Origin of the sequence: Exiguobacterium sp. s145 (assembly GCF_018618835.1) — a bacterium.
In the GTDB taxonomy this organism is placed as follows: domain Bacteria; phylum Bacillota; class Bacilli; order Exiguobacteriales; family Exiguobacteriaceae; genus Exiguobacterium_A; species Exiguobacterium_A artemiae.
In genome coordinates this window covers 1-21,440 of the sequence record NZ_JACSMV010000018.1, presented here as the reverse complement: position 1 = coordinate 21,440, position 21,440 = coordinate 1, and the positions used below count along the sequence as shown (strand labels likewise).

Sequence of the window (21,440 nt, the reverse complement as noted above, 5' to 3'; positions counted from 1 at the left end):
GATAAGATGAATATAGGGTAATTGCGCAATCGGTTGCGCTTAAATGAAATCTACCGAGAAACGATATAAAACATCGAGAATTACTATAAAAAAACGGACAATAAAGACTGAAATACGAGAGGATTTATCCATAATGACACAAATGATACCGCGCCCTGAAACGGCACACAAAACACTTACACGAGCTTGGTGGAAAGAAGCCGTTGCTTACCAAATCTATCCACGCAGCTTTTATGATGCAAACAATGATGGAATCGGCGATATCCCGGGTATCATCGCAAAATTGGATTATCTGAAAGATCTCGGAGTCGATGTATTATGGATTTGCCCAATGTTTAAATCACCGAATGATGACAACGGATATGACATCAGTGATTACGAAGATATCATGGACGAATTCGGAACAATGGCCGATTTTGATTTATTAATGGAAGAAGCGCATAAACGTGACATTAAAGTCTTGCTTGATTTGGTCGTCAACCATACGTCGGATGAACACCCGTGGTTCCTTGAGTCGCGTTCATCAAAAGACAACGACAAACGGGATTGGTACATCTGGAAAGATGCCGTCAACGGTGGCGAACCGAACAACTGGGAAAGTATTTTCGGAGGATCGGCTTGGGAATACGACGAAAAAACGGAACAATACTTCCTCCACGTTTTCTCACGCCGTCAGCCGGACTTGAACTGGCGTAATAAAGACATGCGTCAGGCCGTCTATACGATGATCAACTGGTGGCTCGATAAAGGGGTCGACGGATTCCGGATCGATGCCATCAGCCACATTAACAAAGATCAATCGTACGCGGATCTTCCGAATCCACTCGGGATGCCGCATGTGCCATCGTTTGAGATGCACATGAATGTCGAAGGAATCCACGAATACCTTGAAGAATTGAAAAACGAGACGTTCTCAAAATACGACATCATGACAGTCGGTGAAGCGAACGGTGTAACGCCTGAAGAAGCCGATCTTTGGGTCGGAGAAGAAAACGGTAAGATGAACATGGTCTTCCAGTTTGAACACATGGACCTGTGGCGGGCAGATGCCGAAAAAGGCGTCGACGTTGTCAAACTGAAACAAGTTTTGACGAAATGGCAAAAAGGACTTGAAGAAACAGGCTGGAACGCACTGTATCTTGAAAACCACGATAAGGTCCGCTCCGTCTCCCTTTGGGGTGATGAAGGACAATACTGGAAACAAAGCGCGAAGTCACTTGCGATGATGTATTTCTTCATGCAAGGAACACCGTTCATCTATCAAGGACAAGAAATCGGGATGACGAACGTCCAGTTCCCGGATATCTCCGACTACGATGATGTCGCGACGAAAAACATGTACAACATGCAACTGGCATCAGGGAAAACACATGAAGAGATCATGGAAGTCATCTGGAACTCGTCGCGTGATAACTCCCGGACACCGATGCAGTGGACAAATGAACAAAACGGCGGTTTCTCGGAACAATCCCCATGGTTCGGTGTCAATCCGAACTTTGCCGACATCAACGTGGCGGCGCAGCAAGCCGATGAGGATTCGATTCTGAACTTCTATAAACGGATGATTCAAATCCGGAAGATGGAAGAGACGTTGATTTACGGAGAATACGATCTCATTCTTCCGGAAGATACAAAAGTCTATGGTTACACGCGGACGCTCGGAAACGAACAGTTCCTGATTGTGACGAACCTGAAAGACGAAGTGGCGGAAGTCGACACCGACATCATCCTCCACTCGGATAACATCATGCTTGCGAACTATGAGACAATGTATCATGAAGGAACCGAACTCACGCTTCAACCTTTTGAAGCACGCCTGTACCGCGTACGTTAAAACAAGGCTGGATTTGGCAGATGCCGAATCCAGCTTTTGCTGTCGCTAAAAAAGAAATCAAGAAGATGCAGGACAGAAGAAAATCGTGTACGCTAGACGATGAGGTGATAGAAGTGAAACCAGTACGTTATCCGGTCCGCCTGCGACAAGTGACATCGATTCAGGATGACGCGATGCGGGAGTCCGTTGAATTAGAAGCAGACGGGACTTTGTTTGAAACAAAAGACGGGTTTGCCCTGAAGTTCATGCAAGAAGATGAACAACCGATTGATACGACCATCAAGTGGTCGCACGATCAAGTTGCCCTGAACCGGAAAGGTCCGGTCTCAATGCACCATGTCTTCATTTTGGGTCAAAAAACCAAAAGTGGTTATGAGAGTCAGTTTGGTCAGATGGTGATGGAGACGGAAACGGCAACGATTGAAATGACAGAACAACGTATGCAATTCCAATACGATCTGATGATGAATCATCAGCCGGTCGGTCTGTATACGATTGAATTAACTTGGGAACGGAGTGAAACACATGGCGTTTGAACAAACCGTAAAAGAAATGGAACAGATGCTCGAAGAAGATTGGTTTGAATGGTTAGAGAATGACGAGCCGAAATACAATGAATGGCGCGATCAACTCGAAGCACTGGCAGAACAGGTCATGACGGAATACAATTCGAAAGTCGATTCCGATGCGATTGATTCGTTATTATTGATCAACGAAGATTTACCGGTCTTGTACGGAGAAGATACGGTCATGCTCTACACAGCGTTACTTCATGCACGCAAGGAAGATGATTCGGTCTACGAACGTTACTTGACGATTTTAGGGGCGTTTTCAGAAGAAAATCATCCGGCGCTCCGTGAAGTCGAACAGGCCGTGTCGAAAAAAGATTACAAAACAGCATATGCACGTGCCGTTAAATTACCGCAATCGCTTGGATTAGAATAAGTACGTGCCAGAGCAGTTCCATTCAAAGGATATTTGAACGGGCTGCTTTTTTTGATGTTCATGACAAAGGGGGAATCAGCATGAGAACGTTATACCGGATTGTCGTCGGGATTGTCAGACAGGGGGATCAGTTGCTGTTGGTCAAAAATCAGGCGGATGGGGAAAGAGCGGTGTGGAGTCTGCCGGGCGGTGTGATTGAAGCTGGCGAGACGCTGGCGGACGCTTTAAAACGGGAGATCGCAGAAGAAACCGGACTGTCCGTCGAGACGTTCGAACTGGCATACGTGACAGAAAACTTCATCGAACAGTTTGACGCCCACAGTCTCGTTACCTATTTTGAATGTACGATCAGAGGCGAATTGTTACCAAATGATCCTGACCGAGAAGTCGTCGACAGTCAGTGGGTGCCGATCGAACAGTTGGGGGACTATCTCCTGAATCGTGATGTGCTTGAACCGTTGCAGGATTATTTGAATAAAGCATCTAAATCTTATTATTTGTATGAACAGATGGTCTGGTAATCGGGTAAAAGAGATAGAAAAGTTAAGCGATGGAGGCGATGAGATGAAAGCTGTTCAAGTCAATGGATATGGTGGTGTCGAGCAACTCGAAGTCGTGGAACGTCCGGTCCCGACACCGCGCGCTGGGGAAGTCCTGGTTGAAGTGAAAGCATGCGGCATCAACAACACAGAAATTTGGATGCGAGAAGGCGCCTACGGAACGGATGACAAATCGGGTTGGAAACCGGAGGGCGTTCAGTTTCCCCGTGTCCCGGGTTCCGATATCAGCGGCCGGATCATTGAAGTCGGGAGCGGTGTTGATCCCTCCCGAGTTGGTCAAGATGTCGTCCTGTTTCCGTTTACTTCAAGTGGCGCCGATGGAACGGAACACATCAGTGAAGATATGTCGTTCATCGGATCGGAGTATGACGGGGGATATGCCGAGTATGTCGTCTGGCCGGCAACGCTCTGTTACGACATGCCGCTTGACGATTACGTCAAAAGTGCTGTTTTTTCCGTCAGTGGCTTGACGGCATGGCATATGAACGAACAACTCCAGTTACAGCCGGGACAAACCGTCCTCGTAACCGGAGCAAGCGGCGGTGTCGGCTCGTTGAACGTTCAAATCGCCTCGCGGGTGTTTGGAGCAACTGTGATTGCCGTCGTCGGCGACATGAAGATCGAACAGGAATTGAAGCGTCTTGGGGCGAAATACGTCGTGTCTTACCGTTCCAATCAATTGACAGAAGACATCCTAGCTGTTAACAGCGGACCAGTTGACGCCGTACTCGATGTCGTCGGGGATGCGTTATTTAAGACGGCTTTGGCGGTTCTGAAAAACGGCGGTAAATTCTGTATTTCCGGTTCTGCCGGCGGACAACAGACGAACCTCGATTTTCGGATGCTGTACCTGAAGCACTTAACATTTTACGGCTCAGTGCTTGGAACGCGTGACGAGTTCGGACGGATGCTTGAAGCGATTGCTGACGGTAAACTCGAACCGGTCATTGATCGGACGTTTCCGCTTGAGGAAGCGGCGGCAGCCCAGTCGTATTTTAAAGAGACAGGCAAACTCGGGAAAATCGTGTTGATACTGAAGGCGGATTGAAGCATATAGTTTTTTTCTGGAGTAGTCTTGGGAAGCGAATAAATTCTCGATAATTCAAAGAGGACACCGGAATTGAAATCCGGTGCCCTCTTTGAATATGAAGAGTGACGCATCCGTCATCCTTATTTTTTAGAGATAGTTACAGGAAAGAGTATTACACTGCTGATTGTGAAGTCGGAGTTTCAGATAACAACTTTGCATGAATTCCACGTTGTTTTAATGCTTGTTGGAATGAATGGTCAATCGCACGATAGCCTTTTTCGATTAAATCATTGATGTAAATTTTATTGTATAAGAAAGAAAAGACGATATTGACAATCCATCCCCCGAAACCGGCAGTCAAAAGTGTAGTGACGATACCGACAATCAATTGAATCAATCCCCATTTAATATCGCCTCGGAAAAATGCTGGAAAGAATCCAAAAAAGAATGTTGTCCATGAGAATCCTGCTTTTACTTCTTTAATTAAGCCGCTTGAATGTTGTAAAATTCCGTTCAAAGCCAATTACCTCCTACAAAATATACATATATTAGAACTTTTTAATTTTAACCTACTTATTTTTCAATTTAAACGGTTTTTTTGTAAGGTATAGTCAATGATTAAGATAGAAGAAAAAACAGTAAAATAATGAATGAATATTCATTCATTATATGCTATACTCATATCAAATAATGGCTTTAGGGGGAAAGGGGCTTGTTTTATGGGGACATTTTTACTGATTAACTGGATCGCCTTCCTGCTTGTCGCAGGGTACGCGGGCTATTTATTCGTGACGCTTGTCAAGAGTCGGTACGAGGCGATTCGCCGGGGGAAAAAAGCGGAATGGACGCTGACGAACAAAGAACGTCTGAACGCGGTTCTCGTCAATGTCTTTGGGCAAAAGAAACTGCTGAAGGACAAGAAAAGCGGGACGATTCATGTCATGATGTTTTACGGATTTTTACTCGTTCAATTTGGAGCGATTGATTTCATCTGGAAGGGGCTCGCAGTCGGACAACGCTTCCCGCACATCCCGCTCGGTCCACTGTATCCGATTTTTACATTTTTCCAGGAAATCGTTATGCTCGTCATTCTGGTGGCGGTCGTTTGGGGATTCTACCGCCGTTATGTTGAAAAATTGGTCCGTCTGAAACGGAACTTCATGGCCGGACTGGCCTTGATTTTCATCGGTGGATTAATGATCGCGGTCCTGTTTGGAAACGGATTTTTCCTCGTCTATGAAAATCATTCAACGTTCGGTGAACCGGTGGCATCGGCGATTGCATTTTTATTCAGCTGGGTACCGCAACAAGTCGCCTTCGGATTATTCGTTTTCTTCTGGTGGGCACACTTACTGTTCTTACTCAGCTTCATGGTCTACATTCCGCAAGGGAAACACGCCCACCTGATTGCCGGAACAGCCAACGTCTGGCTCGGCCGGACGTCAAAAGTCGGACGCCTCGCACCGATTGATCTGTCAGTCATGGAAGAAGCAGAAGACGACGAGGCAGAATTCAGCTTTGGTGTTAACCGGATTGAAGATTTTAATCAAAAGCAACTCGTTGACTTGTATGCCTGTGTCGAATGCGGCCGCTGTACGAATATGTGTCCGGCCAGCGGAACCGGAAAAATGCTGTCACCGATGGACCTGATCGTTAAACTGCGTGATCACCTGAATATGAAGACGGCGGCGATCACCCAAAAATCTCCGTGGGCACCAGCGTTTGCCTTTGAAGGGTCACAGGGAAATCAGATTGCGTCACTTGCTGCGGCCGGACAGATGGATGTCGTTCCGGATTCGTTGATCGGTAACGTCATCACTGAAGAAGAGATTTGGGCCTGCACGACATGCCGGAATTGTGAAGACCAATGTCCGGTCATGAACGAACACGTTGATAAAATCATCGACCTCCGTCGTCACCTTGTGATGATGGAAGGGAAAATGGATCCCGAGATGCAGCGGACGATGGCGAACATCGAACGCCAGGGGAATCCATGGGGGATGAACCGGAAAGAACGCGAAAACTGGCGCAAAACGCGCGAAGAGCTGGTCGTCCCGACTGCAAAAGAAAAGAAAAAAGCCGGCGAAGAGTTCGAGTACCTCTTCTGGGTCGGCGCGATGGGCTCGTACGACAGCCGCAGTCAAAAAATCGCGATGGCGTTTGCACGGATCCTGAATGAAGCGGACATCTCGTTTGCGATTCTCGGAAACGATGAGAAAAACTCCGGTGATACACCACGCCGCATCGGGAATGAAGTTCTGTTCCAAGAACTCGCGGAAGCAAACATCAAATCGTTTGAGAAATACGATGTTAAAAAAATCGTCACGATTGATCCGCATGCGTACAATACGTTCAAAAACGAGTACCCGGACTTTGGTCTCAGCCCGGACGTCGAAGTGTATCACCATACGGAGCTGCTCGCCCGGTTGATTGACGATCAACGGATTAAACCGGTTCATGAGGTCAGTGAACGGGTCGTCTACCATGATTCGTGTTACCTCGGGCGTTACAATGACATTTATGATGCACCACGTTATATCTTAGAGAAAATTCCGGGTATCACGCTTGTCGAAACGGAACGCAACCGGGAAAAAGGAATGTGTTGTGGAGCCGGCGGTGGGATGATGTGGCAGGAAGAAAAAGTCGGCGCACGGGTCAACGTCGCACGGACCGAACAGTTGTTGACGGTGCAACCATCCGTCATCGGATCAGCTTGTCCGTACTGCCTGACGATGCTCAGCGACGGAACGAAGGCGAAAGAGGTCGACGAGCAAGTCGCGACCTATGATGTCGTCGAACTGCTCGAACGGTCAATCGTCGGAACACCAATGAAGGAAGCGGTAACAAACTAAGTTTAAAAAATAGCTTGAGCAAACGGAACGTCTCCTCTAAGAAAGAGGGGGCGTTTTTTAAAGGTGCCTAATAAGCATAACGTTGTTGTGTACGGTTTAACCGTGGTATGATAAAAGCATTATTTAATGAGAGGGAGGTGAGGATCTTTGGGAAGGCGTTGCTTAAAATCGGTCAGGTCGCGGAGGCCACCGGCTTATCAAAACGGACCATCGACTACTATACATCGCTCGGTTTATTAACAACAGAGCGGACACCAGCTGGTTATCGTTTGTATACGGAAGATGTCGTCCAGCATATTCAAAAGATTGAGTATTTAAAGACACAACGGCTTTCCCTGCAAGAGATTCTTGCTTTCTTCACCGAGCGTGAAGTCAAAACGGGTGATGCCATTTATCAAGAAGTACAGCAGCTTCAAGAAAGCGTCAACGGTCTCGAACATCGTTTATTGCAATCGACCGACTATGAGAAACAGGAGATTCGTCTCGAACTGTCTCAACGTCTGACATTGATTGCTTCCCTGATTGCGCAGCTGTAACAACAAAATGGAGGTGACCCCTGTTTAGGGGATTTTGGATACTATATTATTTATCAATTTATTTTTAGTGGTGTTATTGATCGTGTTGACCGCGTTTTTTGTTGGATCAGAGTTTGCGGTCGTCAAGGTACGGATGTCGCGTCTGGATCAAATGATTCAGGAAGGAAATAAGAGTGCCGTCCTGGCGAAGAAGATTGCCGGGGACCTGGACTATTACTTGTCTGCCTGTCAGCTTGGCATCACGGTAACGGCACTTGGTCTTGGTGCACTCGGTGAACCGACCGTCGAAAAAATCCTGCACCCGGTGTTTGATGAATTCGGCGTCTCGGCTGCCGTCTCGACTTTGTTGTCATTCGGGATTGCCTTTGTTTCCGTGACGTTCCTACACGTCGTCATCGGAGAACTTGCTCCGAAGACGTTAGCGATTCAATATGCGGAAAAAATGACCTTATTGTTTGCCCGTCCCCTGTATATCTTCGGGAAAATCCTGTATCCGTTCATTTGGTTACTCAATGGTTCAGCCCGCTTTTTCCTTGGATTATTCGGTGTCAAACCGGCTGGTCACGAACAAGCCCACTCAGAAGATGAATTGAAAATCATCATGGCACAAAGTTTTCAAAGCGGAGAAATCAATCAGACGGAACTCGCACTGATGCAGAATGTTTTTGCATTTGACGAGCATATCGTCAAAGATTTGATGGTTCCACGGATGCGAATGGCGACGATCTCAGAACGATTGTCAAAAGACGAGCTGATGGAAATATTCATGGATAATCCGTTTACCCGTTATCCGGTCACGGAAGAAAATGATAAGGACCGGATTCTCGGTTATGTCAACGTCAAGGAGATGTTGACGGACTTCGCCAATGGAAACCATCATCCGGTCACACATTACGTGAAGGATTTACCGGTCGTCTCGGAAGTCACTTCGCTCCAGGACACGTTACGGAAGATGAAAAAGACGCGGTCACATATCGTCCTCGTCGTTGATGAGTATGGCGGAACAGCCGGCATCGTCGCGATGGAAGACTTACTCGAAGAAATCGTCGGTGAGATTCGGGACGAGTTTGATACGGATGAAGTCGAAGAAATTCAAGAGTTGCCGAACAATGAGTATTTGGTCGCGGGAACCGTTTTGCTTGAAGATCTCGAAGCCCGGTTCGGTATGACGTTTACGAACGACGAAGACGTCGATACGATCGGCGGTTGGATCCAAATGCATAACATCGACCTGCAACCGGGAGAACACATTGATACGGAAGCCTTCTCGGTCGAAGTGATCGAGATGGAGAACTATCAAATCAATCAGATCAAATTATGGTTACATCCGCTTGAACAAGCGGAATAACCGACAGCATCTTTCGTCCTGTACGAAAGGTGCTTTTTTTTTAGGACAAGTCATCAGTCAAAAATTGAAAATCCGACTGATTGTGTAAAGAAGACAAATCGTAGTAGGGAAACGAGGGAGGAAGCGGGAAAGAGTAAAGAGACGAGAGATTATTTTTTTTTGAGAAGGGAGACGTCCCGTGCTTGAGCAAATCCCGTTTTTACTCAGCCGCTTAGGCATGTTAGCCTTACTGGCTTTTTTATTGTCGCAATGGCGGATATCGCGCCATTTGTTTCAAACGTCGTCGCGCCGTAGTCATCGTTTCATTTTGCTGAGTGTTTTTGTCGTATCGGGTATTTTGATGAACTATGCCGGAATTGGTCTTTCGCCGGATAAAACGATTGATCCGTTACTCGGATTAGCCGTTTCACCGGACCAGTGGATCGTCGACACCCGATTGACGATTATCGTCACGAGTGGTCTGCTTGGTGGTCCGCTCGTCGGCGGTTTGACCGGGTTACTGGTCGGATTTCACCGGTATTACCTCGGTGCATTCGGTGCGGAATCGGCTTGGATCATTGCGGTTGGAACAGGATTGTTGAGTGGGTTGTACAGTCGCCAGTGGCGCAGGAAAGACGGCTATTCCTTGCTCCAACCGATTGGTATCGTCTTAACTGCTGTCATCCTCGACATTGGTGTAGCATTGATGTTGGCGCCGGACCAAGCCCTTGTACTGGAATTGACACGTCAAGCCGTCTTTCCGATGTTGTTTACGAATGCAGTCGGAATCAGTGTCTTCATTGCGATCTTACGGACGCAGTTGAAAATTGAGAATGAATTGTTCGTTCGCGAATCCGCACGTTCCTATCGTTTATTGGATGCGATTCGTCCGTTGCGTAAAAGTGGCATGACGGTTGATGTCGCCCGGAAAATCGGATCGACAATCTTGGAAGAAACGAAAATCAACCGTGTCGTTTTACTTGGACCGGATGGGATTTTGGCCGATGTCCGGACGGGACACGATACAGCGGATTTATTCCAGCATCAGACGATTTTGGAATGGGTGGAGACGGCTGCCGTTTACCGGTCGGAAGATGAGCTGACGCGTCAAATCATCTCGTTTCATCCTTTACAGGTCGAGGGGAAGAAAGCTGGCATTGTCTGTTGGTTTCCGGTCCATCTGTTCGATGATACGATGGAGCGAACGATGGAACAGTTGGTGGATCTTTTGGCACGCGAACTTGTCGTTCACCAAGAGGAACAACTGAATCAATTTCCGAACACCAGTATTAAACCGATCCTGAGTCCGAACTACCTCCTCGGGATCGTCGATGAAATCCATCAGACGGCTGATCCGGATACCCCGGTCAAACAACAGCTCGGAGCTTTGCGACAACTGCTTACGACAGCACGACGACTCGACATGTATCCCTTACGTGAAGAATTACTGACCTTAAAATCTTACTTGTCGCTGGAAGGAATCCGCCGGCATCATCCATTGACACCGGCTGCGGTCACGATTGATTTAGATATCGAAACGGCCGTTGAAGAACATTTTGTCTTTCCGTTGCTCGTGACACAGCTTGTCGATAATGCGTTACGCCATGCCTTTCCCCAAAGCGGTCCGTATCACCGGATTGATGTCCGGGCATTTCAGGAAGAGACACACTGGGTGCTTGAAGTGTCGGACAACGGAGTCGGCATACCGGCCGAATTCTTAAAACGCTGGGAGCAGGATAAAAAGACGCAAACGAGTAATTTGTTTTTATTACGACGTGCTCTTCACCGGCGATACGGTGAGCAGGCGGGGTGTACGATTTATTCCCGACCGGGTGGAACACGCCTGAAACTGACGTTGCCCCTTACGACCGATCAGATGTAACAATCGTTCGATTCGGATTACCGGAATCGAACGATTGTTTTTTTTTAGCCAATCCTGGGTAAAAATGAAAGCAAGAGTAGATCGATACAGGAGGATAAGCGCATGATTACAACAAAAGAAGTCGGTTTTTCCGGCGAGCAGCCGATCATCGCTTTTACATTGATGAATCGTAACGGACACAGCGTGGAATTACTCAATTTGGGCGGGAAAATCACGGCAATCCGTGTTCCGGATCAACACGGGACAATTGAGAATGTCGTCTTAGCCTTTGATGATATGGAAGAATATTTAGAAGATCCCCACCATTTAGGGGCAACAATCGGACGGGTCGGCGGGCGGATCGCCAACGGAGCGTTTGCATTAGAAGGGATGAACTATATCCTGGAGCAAAACGAAGGAGAGCATCACCTTCATGGAGGGAGCGTCAACTGGTCGAATCGTTTTTTTGATTATGAAATCGACGGTGAGCTGTTACATCTGCTCTTGACGAGTCCGGATGGAGAAAACGGCTATCCGGGTCAACTGGATGTCCGGTTGACGATTGACTGGACGGACGAAGATGTACTGATTTTGACGTATCACGCGACGACGACGGCATCGACACCATTCAGTCCGACGAATCATACGTATTTTAATTTGACAGGAAATGCGAAAACGACGATTGAGCAACATCGTCTCCGGATGGATGCACCGTTTTACGTACCGCTAAATGAAGAGTCGGTTCCGACGGGCGAGATTTTATCCGTCAACGAGACCGTCTTTGACTTCCGCAAAGCGCGTTCTCTGTATGAAGTGACGCATGCGAGTGACGAAGCGTTGCGCCAGGCCGGCAGTGGTGTTGACCACCCGTTTTTACTGAAAGAAGGCGGAGAAATCGTCTTAGAGGAACCGGTCAGTGGCCGGATTTTACGTGTGGAAACCGATCACCCGGGTGTCGTCGTCTATACGGGAAATCATTTGGCAGGAGACTTTACAATCGCCGGGCGCCGGGCGACACCCTATCTCGGGATTTGTCTTGAGACACAAGGATTGCCGGACGCGATCAATCAACCGGATTTTCCGTCTGTCGTTTTGCGGGCAGGCGAGGTCTATGAAAAGCGGACAACCTTCCAATTTAGTCGAGTGCAGTAACGTTTTTTTGCTAACATCCGAAGCGAATGTGGTAGGATAAAGCGAGAAGAATCTAACGGAGGCATAGGAAAATGACTAAAATAGCATGGGTGACCGATAGTATGGCCTATTTCAAAAAGGAAGAGGCAGAAGCAATCGGCGTCAATGTCGTACCGATTCAAATCATGCTCGGTGAGACAGCATACAATGAAGATACGATTACTGTCGAACGGTTATTCCGAGCGCTTGAGGCAGACAAGAAGTTAGTCGCCAAGACCTCGCAACCGATTTTTGGGGAGTTCGTAGGGACGTATGAACGGTTAAAAGAAGAAGGATACGACTGTGCGATTGCCGTCCACTGTACAAACGGTTTGTCGAGTACGGTCCAAAGTTCAGCATCAGCAGCGGAAGCGGCGAGCTTCCCGGTCCACATCATCGATTCACATACAGCATTTGAAAACCAGCAGGAGTTCATCCGTTTCGGGATGGCGCTTGAAGCAGCAGGTAAATCAGTCGAAGAAATTACGGCTGCCTTGCATGCATTGGCAAAGAAGACACATTTTTATATGATCGTCGGGAACATGGAGACGATGCGCCGGGGTGGACGTGTCTCGTCCGGTGATTTGTTCCTTGCTAACCTGCTCAGCATCAAACCAATCATCACGACGGATGAAGCGGGAAAAATCGTCCCGTTTAAAAAAGCGCGGTCGCTGAAAAAGGCGTACATCGAAATCATCAAACAGGTCGAAGAAGCGATGCGTCAGCATACGTTTTATAAAAACCGGATTTATGTCGCGACGACGATGGCACCAGAGATGGCAGCCGATTTACGGACACAAGTCGCAGCAAAATTCCCGGAACTGACGGTGCTCGACGGCACGTTCGGTCCGGCAATCGGAACACACGCCGGAGCAGAAACAGTCGGCTTGTTCTGGCTGAATGACTAAAAAACAATGAAAAACCAGAATCGATTCCTTGAGACAGGGAACAGATTCTGGTTTTTTTCTTGTATTTCAGGCAAGAATAATTCCTAAAAAAGCGGCACCAATTCCGCAGAGGTAACTGAGTCCGAGATACAGGACCAGTGTCTTTCGATTTTGATTCTGGACGAGCTGTAACGTTTCCAGCTTAAAGGTCGAAAACGTCGTAAATGAGCCGAGAAATCCTGTCCCGAGCAACAACGTCCAGGTCGAATCGAGGTGGGAGCCGATGACAAGACCGAGTAAAAACGAACCGAGCACATTGATGATGAAGGTCGCCAGCGGAAAATCCTTTTTCCAAACCGTTTTGGTCCATTGGCTTAAGGCGAAGCGGCTGATTGCCCCAAAAAAGGCACCGGTCGCAAGCGCGAGGAAATTCATGAGACCTCCTCCTTTTGAAAGCGGCGTAACCGGCGTGTTCCAAGTAGATAACCAACGTAAGACAACAATAAGCCCCCAAACAAACTGAGACTGATATAGGCGAACGCATAACTATAGACACCAGCCCGCAACAATTCAACCGATTCGACACTGAACGTCGAGAAGGTCGTGAAGGAACCGACAAAACCGGTTCCGAGTGCCGTCATTGCATACTGATGCAGTAAGGTCGTCTTAAATAAAAAATGTGTCGCGTAACCTAATACGAAACAACCGATTAAATTGATGGTTAACGTCGTCCACGGGAACGCACCCACCACCACATTTCCGATGAGAAGACCAAGACCATACCGGGCAGAGGCGCCGAGTATGCCGGCGAGCCCGACTAATAGATAGAGCATAAGGAGCCCCCTTCCACTCATTTTTGTATTCAACATACGCTTTTCAGAAATCATGCGTCAAGTCATGAAAATTTTCATAGAGACTAAACGTCATCTTAAAATTGGACGATAAGAAAAGTGTACGAATCCAATAGAAGGAGTTTTGCAGATGGTCTCACCGCTTGAACGATTGAGTACAAAAATACTCTCTCGTCTGATTCCTGTATTGATCACAGTTGCCCATCCCTTGATTTTTATTTTTGCCCAAATCGGCTATGTCCCGATGAGCGTCTTTTACCAATTTTTAGCCGGTGGACTGTTATTAACAATCGCGTTGCTTGCCGGAAATCAGTTTTTTGGTGAAAAGCCAAGTGGGAAATATATTCAAATCGTCTTGACGTACCTTGTCCTGGCACTGGTGCTTATCACCTTACCGTCCCAAAGCATCTGGACGATTGCCTATCTCTATCTGACGATCTCGATTGTCTATCTCATCCCGCACCTGGTCGTGCTCGCAGGTGTCCTCGGATTGTTTGAACTGGTTCTCTTTACGCTGCTCGGAACGATCGTCTTTACGAACACGTTTGACATGATCGTCGCTTTCGTTATCTACTTGATGATCTTTTCGGCAGCGACGTTCGTCGCCGTATTTGGGCGAAACGTCATGCGGGAAGTCAAACGTCAACAAGAAAAAGCCGAACATTACGCGGAGACGTCTCAACTGACGCTTCGTCAGTCAGCGGCGACCGCGACGGATGTCACGACGTTCACGGAAGAGATGAGTGAAACGGTCGATACGGCAAAAGTCTCGTTTGAGAAAATTGATCAGGCGATGCAGATGTTGGCTGATAATTCTTCGAAAAATGCCCAATCCGTCCGACAGATCAAACGGATGAACACCGATAACGTCGAGTTGATGACGGATGTCGCGACAGCCGTCGACCGGGCACTTGTCCTCAGTTCGTCATCAAAAGTCACGGCCGAGCAAAGCCAGGCTACGATCAGCGAGGCCGGCGAGTCGTTACAGCAATTAACCGAAAGTATGGATGAATCGGTCACCGCCTTTGGACAGCTCGCCGGACGCTTCAAAGAGATCGTCAGCATCACCTCGAGCATCAATGCGATTGCGACACAAACCAATCTATTGAGCTTAAATGCCTCAATCGAAGCGGCACGTGCCGGTGAATTCGGTAAAGGGTTCACCGTCGTCGCCCAGGAAATCCGGAATTTGTCCGCGCAGACGGCAGCGGCTTCGACGGAAATCAATCAGATCATCGAACGGGTTGATCGTGATGTCATGCAGACCGGTAATTCGATTGATGCCAGCACCAACTTACTGCGGGAGCAGGAAGCGCGGATGCAACGGAGTCAAATCGCGTTGCAGACGATTGCGGCAGACTCCAATGATTCCGTGCAGGCGATCAGCGGAGCGCAACAGCAATTCGCGACGATTACAAATAGTCTCTCGAATATCGCACAGGCTACCGGACAACTCGACGCCTTCATGGATCTGTTACTGACGAGCAGTGATCAACTGTCCGGTCTGACGCGGTCGCAAGTCGAACAAATTGGTGATTTACAGCAAGCGATTCATACACTAAACGAGACCGCATTAACCCTTCAACAGACGGCCCATGCCTGACACCTGTGTACCGATTCTTAAGAGTCGGTGCACTTTTTTCGTTTGTCGCAAGTGGTGAACGGGAACAACTAAGAGGTACAACAATCAGAGGAGGAAATCACATGAAAGCAGCCTATATTGAACAGTACGGTGGATCGGAACAATTTAAAGTGGGGGAACTGGACCGTCCGATCGTCGGAGCAGATGACGTCTTGATTGCGGTGCATGCAGCAAGTGTTAATCCCGTTGATTGGAAGTTGCGTGAAGGATACTTAAAGGAAATGCTCAGTTACGATATGCCGCTCGTCATTGGTTGGGATGTCTCCGGTGTCATCGAAGAAGTCGGAGAGAACGTGACAGACTTGAAGGTCGGTGATGAAGTGTTCAGCCGTCCGGATATTGCCCGTCAAGGGACTTATGCGGAATATGTCGCCGTCGACGCCCATCTTGTCGTCAAGAAACCGGAAGCGCTGACGTTTGAGGAGGCAGCATCACTGCCGCTCGTCGCCCACACGGCATGGCAGGTCATGTTTGAAGTGATGGACGCGAAAGCAGGGGATAAAATCTTTATCGGTGCCGGTTCAGGCGGTGTCGGAACAGTCGCGATTCAACTCGCGAAAGCGCACGGGCTGCATGTCATCACCTCGACGAGCACAAAAAACGTCGACTGGGTCAAAGCGCTCGGAGCAGACGAAGTCATCGATTACAAACAGGAAGATCCGGCAGATCGTGTCCGTGATCTTGATTTTGTGTTTGATACGATGGGCGGCGACGGACAAGCAAAGCTGTACCAGATGCTTAAACCAAACGGAATGCTCGTCTCGATTTCAACACCACCGGACGAAAATCAGGCGAAGGAAGCACAGGCACGCGTCGCCTATGTCTTCATGCAACCGACAGGCGAGCGGCTGCAACATATCGCTCAAGCAGTGGAACGGGGAGAGTTGAAACCGGTTGTCGATCGGATTTTTGATTTAGATCAAATTAAAGAAGCGCATGATTACGGAGAAGAAGGTCATGCGAAAGGGAAAATCGTCATTAAAGTGAAGTGAGCAAGAAAACAGAACGCGCTCTCAAATAGACGAAAGTCAATAGCTTACGTAATCTATGAGATACACAGGCAAGACTTCGCTTTCCTCGGGCGAAACGTGAGCCTCCTCGTCGCATGCGCGACTTGCGGGGTCTCACCGGTTCCGCTTTTCCCGTAGAAGTCTTCGTTTTGCCTGCTTCTCTAACAAGCTATTGAAAATCACACAAGAAAGCCGATCCCTTTTTTTCAAAAGAAGAGGGATCGGCTTTTTGCATAAAGCTGGATTTTGATGGTCTCAATACACCTGTTCGGATGCCAACAGTCGGTCGAGTAACTGTAACGTGTCCGGTTGATTAATCAGCATCTGTTGCAAGTGCGACCGTTCTTCCTGTAAGAATTCCCGGTAGAGACGTGCCGCTTCGATATGCGTTGCCGGGACGAGGACGTTATAAATCGCTTCAAGACGTAGACGTGGAGATTCCGGTAAATAGTCAGGAAGCGTTTTTAAACCGAGTTGCGCCCGGTCAGGAACATACCGGTGCAACAGGACTTTGGCAAATTTGATTAGTGCACTCCGTAACATCTCGACCGCCCATAATCCATTCCCGCGACCGGCTGCTTTTTGATACTGGAACAGAAACCAGACGGAATCAATCGCTTCATCCACAGCTTCTTGTGTCCCGAGTGCCAAAGAAGAAGTCTCGACGTACGCATCGAGTTGTCTTTTCGGATCATACAAGACACGAATCGTATCGGAATGGTTCAACGATTCACGCGTCACCGTAAACAGGTCGACATGCAGGAGATCATCGTACACGACAATTAGTTGCGGTGCGACAATGAAGATATCGTCTTTCCAGATGATCGGGCGATAGACGGACAGATGCGTCAGTCGACGGGTTAGAAATTTCGCCATCCGTTCTTCGGATACTAAACAGTAAAGATCGATATCCGAATAGACATCTTCTTCACCGCGTCCAAATGAACCTTTCAAAAAAATCGCTTCGACAGCCGGATCTTGCTTTAAGCGTGCTACTAACTGTTCAATCGCATGAAGTTGATGCATGGGGCTCGCTCCCTTATATAGTCTATTCCGTCAGTATACGTGAAATAAGGGATATTATTCCATGAAAAAGAGCGATTCCATTAAAATGAATCGCTCGTACTAGAAGCAAGTGTTGGTGTCGTATCTTGAAGCATGTCTTTCTGCGCCAAATGTTCTACGTGTTTTTCGCCCCAGGCATTGATAGCGTTCAGAACAGGAATCAATGTTTTTCCGTAATCCGTCAGCGAGTATTCAACTCGCGGCGGGACCACCTGATAGATTTCGCGATGGACGATATCGTTCAGCTCGAGTTCCCGAAGCTGGGCTGTCAGCATTTTTTGCGTGATGTTCGGGAGATTCCGTTTCAGTTCACTGAATCGGAGCGTGTCATGCGTGATCAGTTCGAGCAAAATCGAGGGTTTCCATTTCCCGGTCAGAATTTCGAGTGCCGTCTCGACGCGGCAGCTTGGTGTCTCTTCCATGGCGGTTCCTCCTTCATGGTATCGTTTAGGATACTATACCACTTCTTTGTGCCTACTTCCGTTCCTGTCACTTCTGATTGATAATGAAGATACGAAGCGAACTTATGAGGAGGAAGCAAAATGAACATCAATCCAAACATTACACTCGGACCGGTCAGCTTACGGATTACCAATCTGGAACAATCGATTGCGTTTTACCGGGATGCACTAGGTTTAACGGTTTTAAGACAAGACGAACAGACGGCAACACTTGGTGCGAAGACGACACCGCTCGTCATTCTGGAGCAACACAGTACGGCAAAACAACTCCCGAAAAATTCAGTGGCGGGTCTGTATCATTTCGCGATTTTATTACCGAACCGGAAAGAACTCGGATTCGTCATTCGTAACTTGATTGCCCAAGGAATTGAACTCGGGCAAGGGGATCATCTCGTCAGCGAAGCGTTTTATTTATCAGATCCGGACGGAAACGGGATTGAGATTTATGCCGATCGTCCGCGTGATACCTGGACGTATGAAGCAAACGGTGATGTTAAAATGACGACGGATCCGGTTGACTGGCAAAGTATGCTCGTCGAGGCGGGTGAGGAAGACTGGTACGGCATGCCGGTAGATACCGTCATGGGACATGTTCATTTTCATGTGAAGTCACTTGAAGCAGCGCGGAAGTTTTATGTGGAGACACTCGGGTTTGATGTCGCAGCGGACGCTTCCCGGATGCGGGCGTTGTTCCTTGCTGCCGGCGGCTACCACCACCATATCGGAACGAACGTCTGGTCAGGGGTTGATGCACCGAAAACACCGGCTGATGCGGTTGGCCTGACCTACTGGACACTGATTTATCCGGACGCGGCTTCGCGCGAAACAGCAGTCGCAGCACTGGAGCAATCACCGTATGAAGTGACGCGGCAAGCAGACGCGATTTACGTGACAGATGATGCCGGTATTACCGCTCGTTTAATGGCTCAAACCTGATGATTCCATAGAAAAAAGCGATTTCGTCATCGAAATCGCTTTTTTTGACGTCTTTTAATTTTGACCGGATAAAGCTGATGGGGCATTGCCGTCATAACGGCTGATCAGTTCGTAAGGACGGACTTTATAAAGGGCATGCGGGAAGTAATGCGGATCCATCGCGTCAAGCGTCCGCAACTGGAAGTGTTCCCGTTTGATATACGTGTCGATGTTCTCCCGGTTCAAGTCGAAGAAACCGACTTCTGCCGTTTCCCCTTCTTGCGGACGGAGTTCTCCGCCGGTATACGTACCGCGGAAGGCGACACACAGGACGTGGCTTGAGACGTTTTGATAAATACCGGTAATGCCTTCAATCGTGACATCCGCTCCAGTTTCTTCTTTGACTTCCCGTTTAACAGCATCGAGAATCGATTCATGGTTCTCGACCTGGCCGCCCGGCATTTCATACGTGTCACCACGATGGAGATTGCGGACAAGCAGGACTTCGCCGGCTTCGTTCGTGATATAAGCGGTGACGCTGACGATGGCACGTGGCGGAGCATAGACGCCGGTCGCCGTCAAAAAGTCTTCCGTTGATTTAATATAAAGGTTTTTCCCGAGACGGGCGCGTTTTTTCATGGCTTCGCGGCGTAACGTGCTGCCGCGGACGTCCCGGTCGACTTGTTCGTAATGTTCGCGATCACGGTATTCCCAGATGGCGATGACTTCATCTTCTGCTTCATTCACCCAGCGGCCGACAAGGCGGGCACCGTGACTGATTTGTAAAGGGTAGAGATACGTGTGAAAGAACTCGGTAAATTCCTGCAGTCGTTCCGGGCGGATCGTATAGGTCTTCCGGCGATGTAACATGGAAATTCCTCCTCTATCGTTTCAGCAGTTATGTTCTTAGACTACCTTCTCGTATCAGGTGGAATATCCCTGCCTGTTCCCCCAATTCGACATGCATTTTGCGAGAAAAGAAAAACTAAAGAAAAGAAGAGGGCTCAACTCAAGGAAATTCGGGCATACTTTAATTATAGAGAGAAAAAAAGGACGTGAGAGGATGGTGGATGTTATGGCATTGGTCCGGTTGGCAGGAGGTATCATGTTTACGCCGCTATCCGACGATGTATTGATGATGGGATATGCCGCATTACGGATCCGCGAAGGCATGCATCCGGTTTTGATTTGGTTAGCCGCATGGCCTATCTTTTTCATTGCCTTTGCCTGGTTTTACTTATTGGCACGCTTTTTCCGTGAAATTCCACTCGTCAAACGGTTGATGAAATCGAAATTCCTGGAGCAGGCTGAATCGATTTTAGAACGCCGTGGATTATGGGCGATCGGTTTGTCCTTTTTCTTACCTGGAGTCCGCCATCCGATCCATTATGTTGCCGGATTACTCGGTTATCCGTTACCCCGTTATTTGGCGATGACATTCGTTGCGGCAGGGCTGTACACCGGATTATGGACTTTTTTAATCGTACGAATCGGGCAGACGGTCACCTGGTCGGAACTGGGAATGTGGTTAAGTGAACATCCAAGTGTGGTACTTCTGATTATTGCGGCATTATTGACGATTATTATTTCCGGTGTCGTGCACGCGAAACGACGCAATCGTTTAAAAAAAGAAGAAGAATTTGTCACGGAATAATGCTGATGAGTAATATGAACATCCAGGATTCGACAGGATTATTCTGTACATGACAACATCCCCTTCAGAAATCATTTCTGAAGGGGATGTTTATTGTTTAGGTGTGAATTCTTATGCGTTTTGACGTTTGCGTGCGAGGACGATTCCAGCTGCTCCGAGTGCAAGACCGAAGAGAGCGATCGCACCTGTTGTACCTGCTGTATTGTTGTCGCTCATGCCGCCGTTACCTGTGTTCGGCATAGAACCTGGTGTACCGTCCATGAATTTCTCAGGTGATTGTTTGACGATCGCTTCACCGAGGTTTTCACCGACGCCGTACATGTAAGCATACGACTCACGGAATGTGTCAGCTGATCCTTTGTAGTCGCCTTCGACATACTGCATGAATGTATCTTGGACGTATGTCTCATGACCAGAGACTGCTTCTTGTGCTGCTTTTGTCGGAAGGTTTTCTTCTGTTGCTGCGCCAAGGAATGCACCAAAGTCATTCGAGAACATTTTAAGCATGTCTTGCGCGTCACCCATCAATTTCTTGTCGTCGTTGATCGCTGCTGTGACGAGGTTTGCTTGCGCTTCGATGTGGTTTTTCGTCCAAACTTGCTCGAATTGATCCGCGCCCGCTTGACCGTAGACTGATTTCATAGCCGCTTTGAAGTCAGCTGTGTGCATGTCTTCTGCCCAGTTTGCTGCATCGTAGTCTTTCGCTTGGTCGACGCCGGCTGTCATGCTGATGTTCGCCAGTGCCACGTGCTCAGCTGCGAGGCTGTTGAGTGTTGACCGGAGGTCAGCGGCTTTTGTGTCCGCTTTCGTGTTGTCGAACTTCTCAGGCATCTGTGTTGT

21 protein-coding genes and 1 pseudogene are annotated in these 21,440 nt (G+C 48.2%); 15 read left to right on the top strand and 7 right to left on the bottom strand.

Annotation, left to right across the window (positions count from 1 at the left end; all coding sequences use genetic code 11):
- The first annotated feature begins 133 nt into the window (after positions 1–133).
- From KNQ07_RS12530 to KNQ07_RS12510, 5 genes are all read left to right on the top strand, one after another.
- Positions 134–1,834, top strand: a complete 1,701-nt coding sequence (locus KNQ07_RS12530) for a glycoside hydrolase family 13 protein (RefSeq protein ID WP_214767050.1) — start codon at positions 134–136, stop codon at positions 1,832–1,834.
- 20 nt (positions 1,835–1,854) lie between these two features.
- The gene (locus tag KNQ07_RS12525; RefSeq protein ID WP_012369177.1) at positions 1,855–2,370 is read left to right on the top strand and encodes a YwiB family protein; all 516 of its coding nucleotides are present in this window, start codon (positions 1,855–1,857) and stop codon (positions 2,368–2,370) included.
- Positions 2,360–2,779 (top strand): hypothetical protein, encoded by a 420-nt coding sequence (locus tag KNQ07_RS12520; protein WP_012369178.1) that lies wholly within the window; start codon positions 2,360–2,362, stop codon positions 2,777–2,779. The genes KNQ07_RS12525 and KNQ07_RS12520 overlap by 11 nt, the downstream gene beginning before the upstream one ends.
- A gap of 80 nt (positions 2,780–2,859) precedes the next feature.
- The gene (locus KNQ07_RS12515; RefSeq protein WP_214767048.1) at positions 2,860–3,300 is read left to right on the top strand and encodes an NUDIX domain-containing protein; all 441 of its coding nucleotides are present in this window, start codon (positions 2,860–2,862) and stop codon (positions 3,298–3,300) included.
- Between the two features lie 43 nt (positions 3,301–3,343).
- Positions 3,344–4,387 (top strand): zinc-binding dehydrogenase, encoded by a 1,044-nt coding sequence (locus tag KNQ07_RS12510; protein WP_214767046.1) that lies wholly within the window; start codon positions 3,344–3,346, stop codon positions 4,385–4,387.
- Positions 4,388–4,541: 154 nt separating this feature from the next.
- On the opposite strand, the gene KNQ07_RS12505 is transcribed toward KNQ07_RS12510, so the two are convergent.
- The gene (locus KNQ07_RS12505; RefSeq protein WP_214767044.1) at positions 4,542–4,886 is read right to left on the bottom strand and encodes a DUF2628 domain-containing protein; all 345 of its coding nucleotides are present in this window, start codon (positions 4,884–4,886) and stop codon (positions 4,542–4,544) included.
- Positions 4,887–5,088: 202 nt separating this feature from the next.
- Here KNQ07_RS12505 and KNQ07_RS12500 point away from each other — a divergent pair, with 202 nt between their 5' ends.
- From KNQ07_RS12500 to KNQ07_RS12475, 6 genes are all read left to right on the top strand, one after another.
- Positions 5,089–7,221, top strand: coding sequence for a (Fe-S)-binding protein (locus KNQ07_RS12500; RefSeq protein WP_012369182.1), 2,133 nt, complete (start codon positions 5,089–5,091; stop codon positions 7,219–7,221).
- A gap of 137 nt (positions 7,222–7,358) precedes the next feature.
- A complete protein-coding gene (locus KNQ07_RS12495; protein ID WP_214767042.1) occupies positions 7,359–7,757 on the top strand; it encodes a MerR family transcriptional regulator in 399 nt (132 codons plus the stop codon).
- A gap of 34 nt (positions 7,758–7,791) precedes the next feature.
- Positions 7,792–9,105 (top strand): hemolysin family protein, encoded by a 1,314-nt coding sequence (locus KNQ07_RS12490; protein ID WP_012369184.1) that lies wholly within the window; start codon positions 7,792–7,794, stop codon positions 9,103–9,105.
- Between the two features lie 178 nt (positions 9,106–9,283).
- Entirely contained in the window at positions 9,284–10,966 is a 1,683-nt protein-coding gene (locus tag KNQ07_RS12485) for a LytS/YhcK type 5TM receptor domain-containing protein (RefSeq protein ID WP_214767040.1), read from the top strand.
- Between the two features lie 102 nt (positions 10,967–11,068).
- Positions 11,069–12,097 (top strand): aldose epimerase family protein, encoded by a 1,029-nt coding sequence (locus KNQ07_RS12480; RefSeq protein ID WP_214767038.1) that lies wholly within the window; start codon positions 11,069–11,071, stop codon positions 12,095–12,097.
- 71 nt (positions 12,098–12,168) lie between these two features.
- Entirely contained in the window at positions 12,169–13,023 is an 855-nt protein-coding gene (locus KNQ07_RS12475) for a DegV family protein (protein ID WP_026829474.1), read from the top strand.
- Between the two features lie 66 nt (positions 13,024–13,089).
- On the opposite strand, the gene crcB (KNQ07_RS12470) is transcribed toward KNQ07_RS12475, so the two are convergent.
- Together crcB (KNQ07_RS12470) and crcB (KNQ07_RS12465) are read right to left on the bottom strand one after the other, a co-directional pair.
- Positions 13,090–13,437: a fluoride efflux transporter CrcB gene (crcB, locus tag KNQ07_RS12470; protein WP_026829473.1), complete on the bottom strand. Its 348-nt coding sequence runs from the start codon at positions 13,435–13,437 to the stop codon at positions 13,090–13,092.
- The gene (gene crcB / locus KNQ07_RS12465) at positions 13,434–13,835 is read right to left on the bottom strand and encodes a fluoride efflux transporter CrcB (protein WP_012369189.1); all 402 of its coding nucleotides are present in this window, start codon (positions 13,833–13,835) and stop codon (positions 13,434–13,436) included. The genes crcB (KNQ07_RS12470) and crcB (KNQ07_RS12465) overlap by 4 nt, the downstream gene beginning before the upstream one ends.
- A gap of 148 nt (positions 13,836–13,983) precedes the next feature.
- Between crcB (KNQ07_RS12465) and KNQ07_RS12460 the strand changes: the two genes are divergently transcribed.
- Positions 13,984–15,456: a methyl-accepting chemotaxis protein gene (locus KNQ07_RS12460; protein WP_012369190.1), complete on the top strand. Its 1,473-nt coding sequence runs from the start codon at positions 13,984–13,986 to the stop codon at positions 15,454–15,456.
- A gap of 101 nt (positions 15,457–15,557) precedes the next feature.
- The gene (locus KNQ07_RS12455; protein ID WP_214767035.1) at positions 15,558–16,487 is read left to right on the top strand and encodes an NADP-dependent oxidoreductase; all 930 of its coding nucleotides are present in this window, start codon (positions 15,558–15,560) and stop codon (positions 16,485–16,487) included.
- A 273-nt stretch (positions 16,488–16,760) separates the two neighbouring features.
- Here KNQ07_RS12455 and KNQ07_RS12450 read toward each other — a convergent pair whose 3' ends face one another.
- Both KNQ07_RS12450 and KNQ07_RS12445 read right to left on the bottom strand, forming a co-directional pair.
- Complete coding sequence (locus KNQ07_RS12450) at positions 16,761–17,531, bottom strand: nucleotidyltransferase domain-containing protein (RefSeq protein ID WP_214767033.1); 771 nt, start codon at positions 17,529–17,531, stop codon at positions 16,761–16,763.
- 80 nt (positions 17,532–17,611) lie between these two features.
- Entirely contained in the window at positions 17,612–17,992 is a 381-nt protein-coding gene (locus KNQ07_RS12445) for a winged helix-turn-helix transcriptional regulator (protein WP_012369193.1), read from the bottom strand.
- Positions 17,993–18,112: 120 nt separating this feature from the next.
- On the opposite strand from KNQ07_RS12445, the gene KNQ07_RS12440 reads away from it, so the two are divergent.
- Positions 18,113–18,967 carry a VOC family protein gene (locus KNQ07_RS12440; protein ID WP_214767031.1) on the top strand — a complete coding sequence of 285 codons (855 nt, stop codon included), beginning with the start codon at positions 18,113–18,115 and terminating at the stop codon, positions 18,965–18,967.
- Positions 18,968–19,021: 54 nt separating this feature from the next.
- Here the strand turns inward: KNQ07_RS12440 and KNQ07_RS16415 are convergent, their stop codons facing one another.
- Complete coding sequence (locus tag KNQ07_RS16415; RefSeq protein ID WP_012369195.1) at positions 19,022–19,816, bottom strand: NUDIX domain-containing protein; 795 nt, start codon at positions 19,814–19,816, stop codon at positions 19,022–19,024.
- 193 nt (positions 19,817–20,009) lie between these two features.
- On the opposite strand from KNQ07_RS16415, the gene KNQ07_RS12430 reads away from it, so the two are divergent.
- Complete coding sequence (locus KNQ07_RS12430; protein ID WP_214767029.1) at positions 20,010–20,600, top strand: DedA family protein; 591 nt, start codon at positions 20,010–20,012, stop codon at positions 20,598–20,600.
- A 111-nt stretch (positions 20,601–20,711) separates the two neighbouring features.
- Here KNQ07_RS12430 and KNQ07_RS12425 read toward each other — a convergent pair.
- Positions 20,712–21,440: pseudogene (locus tag KNQ07_RS12425) on the bottom strand (copper amine oxidase); the annotation flags it as partial.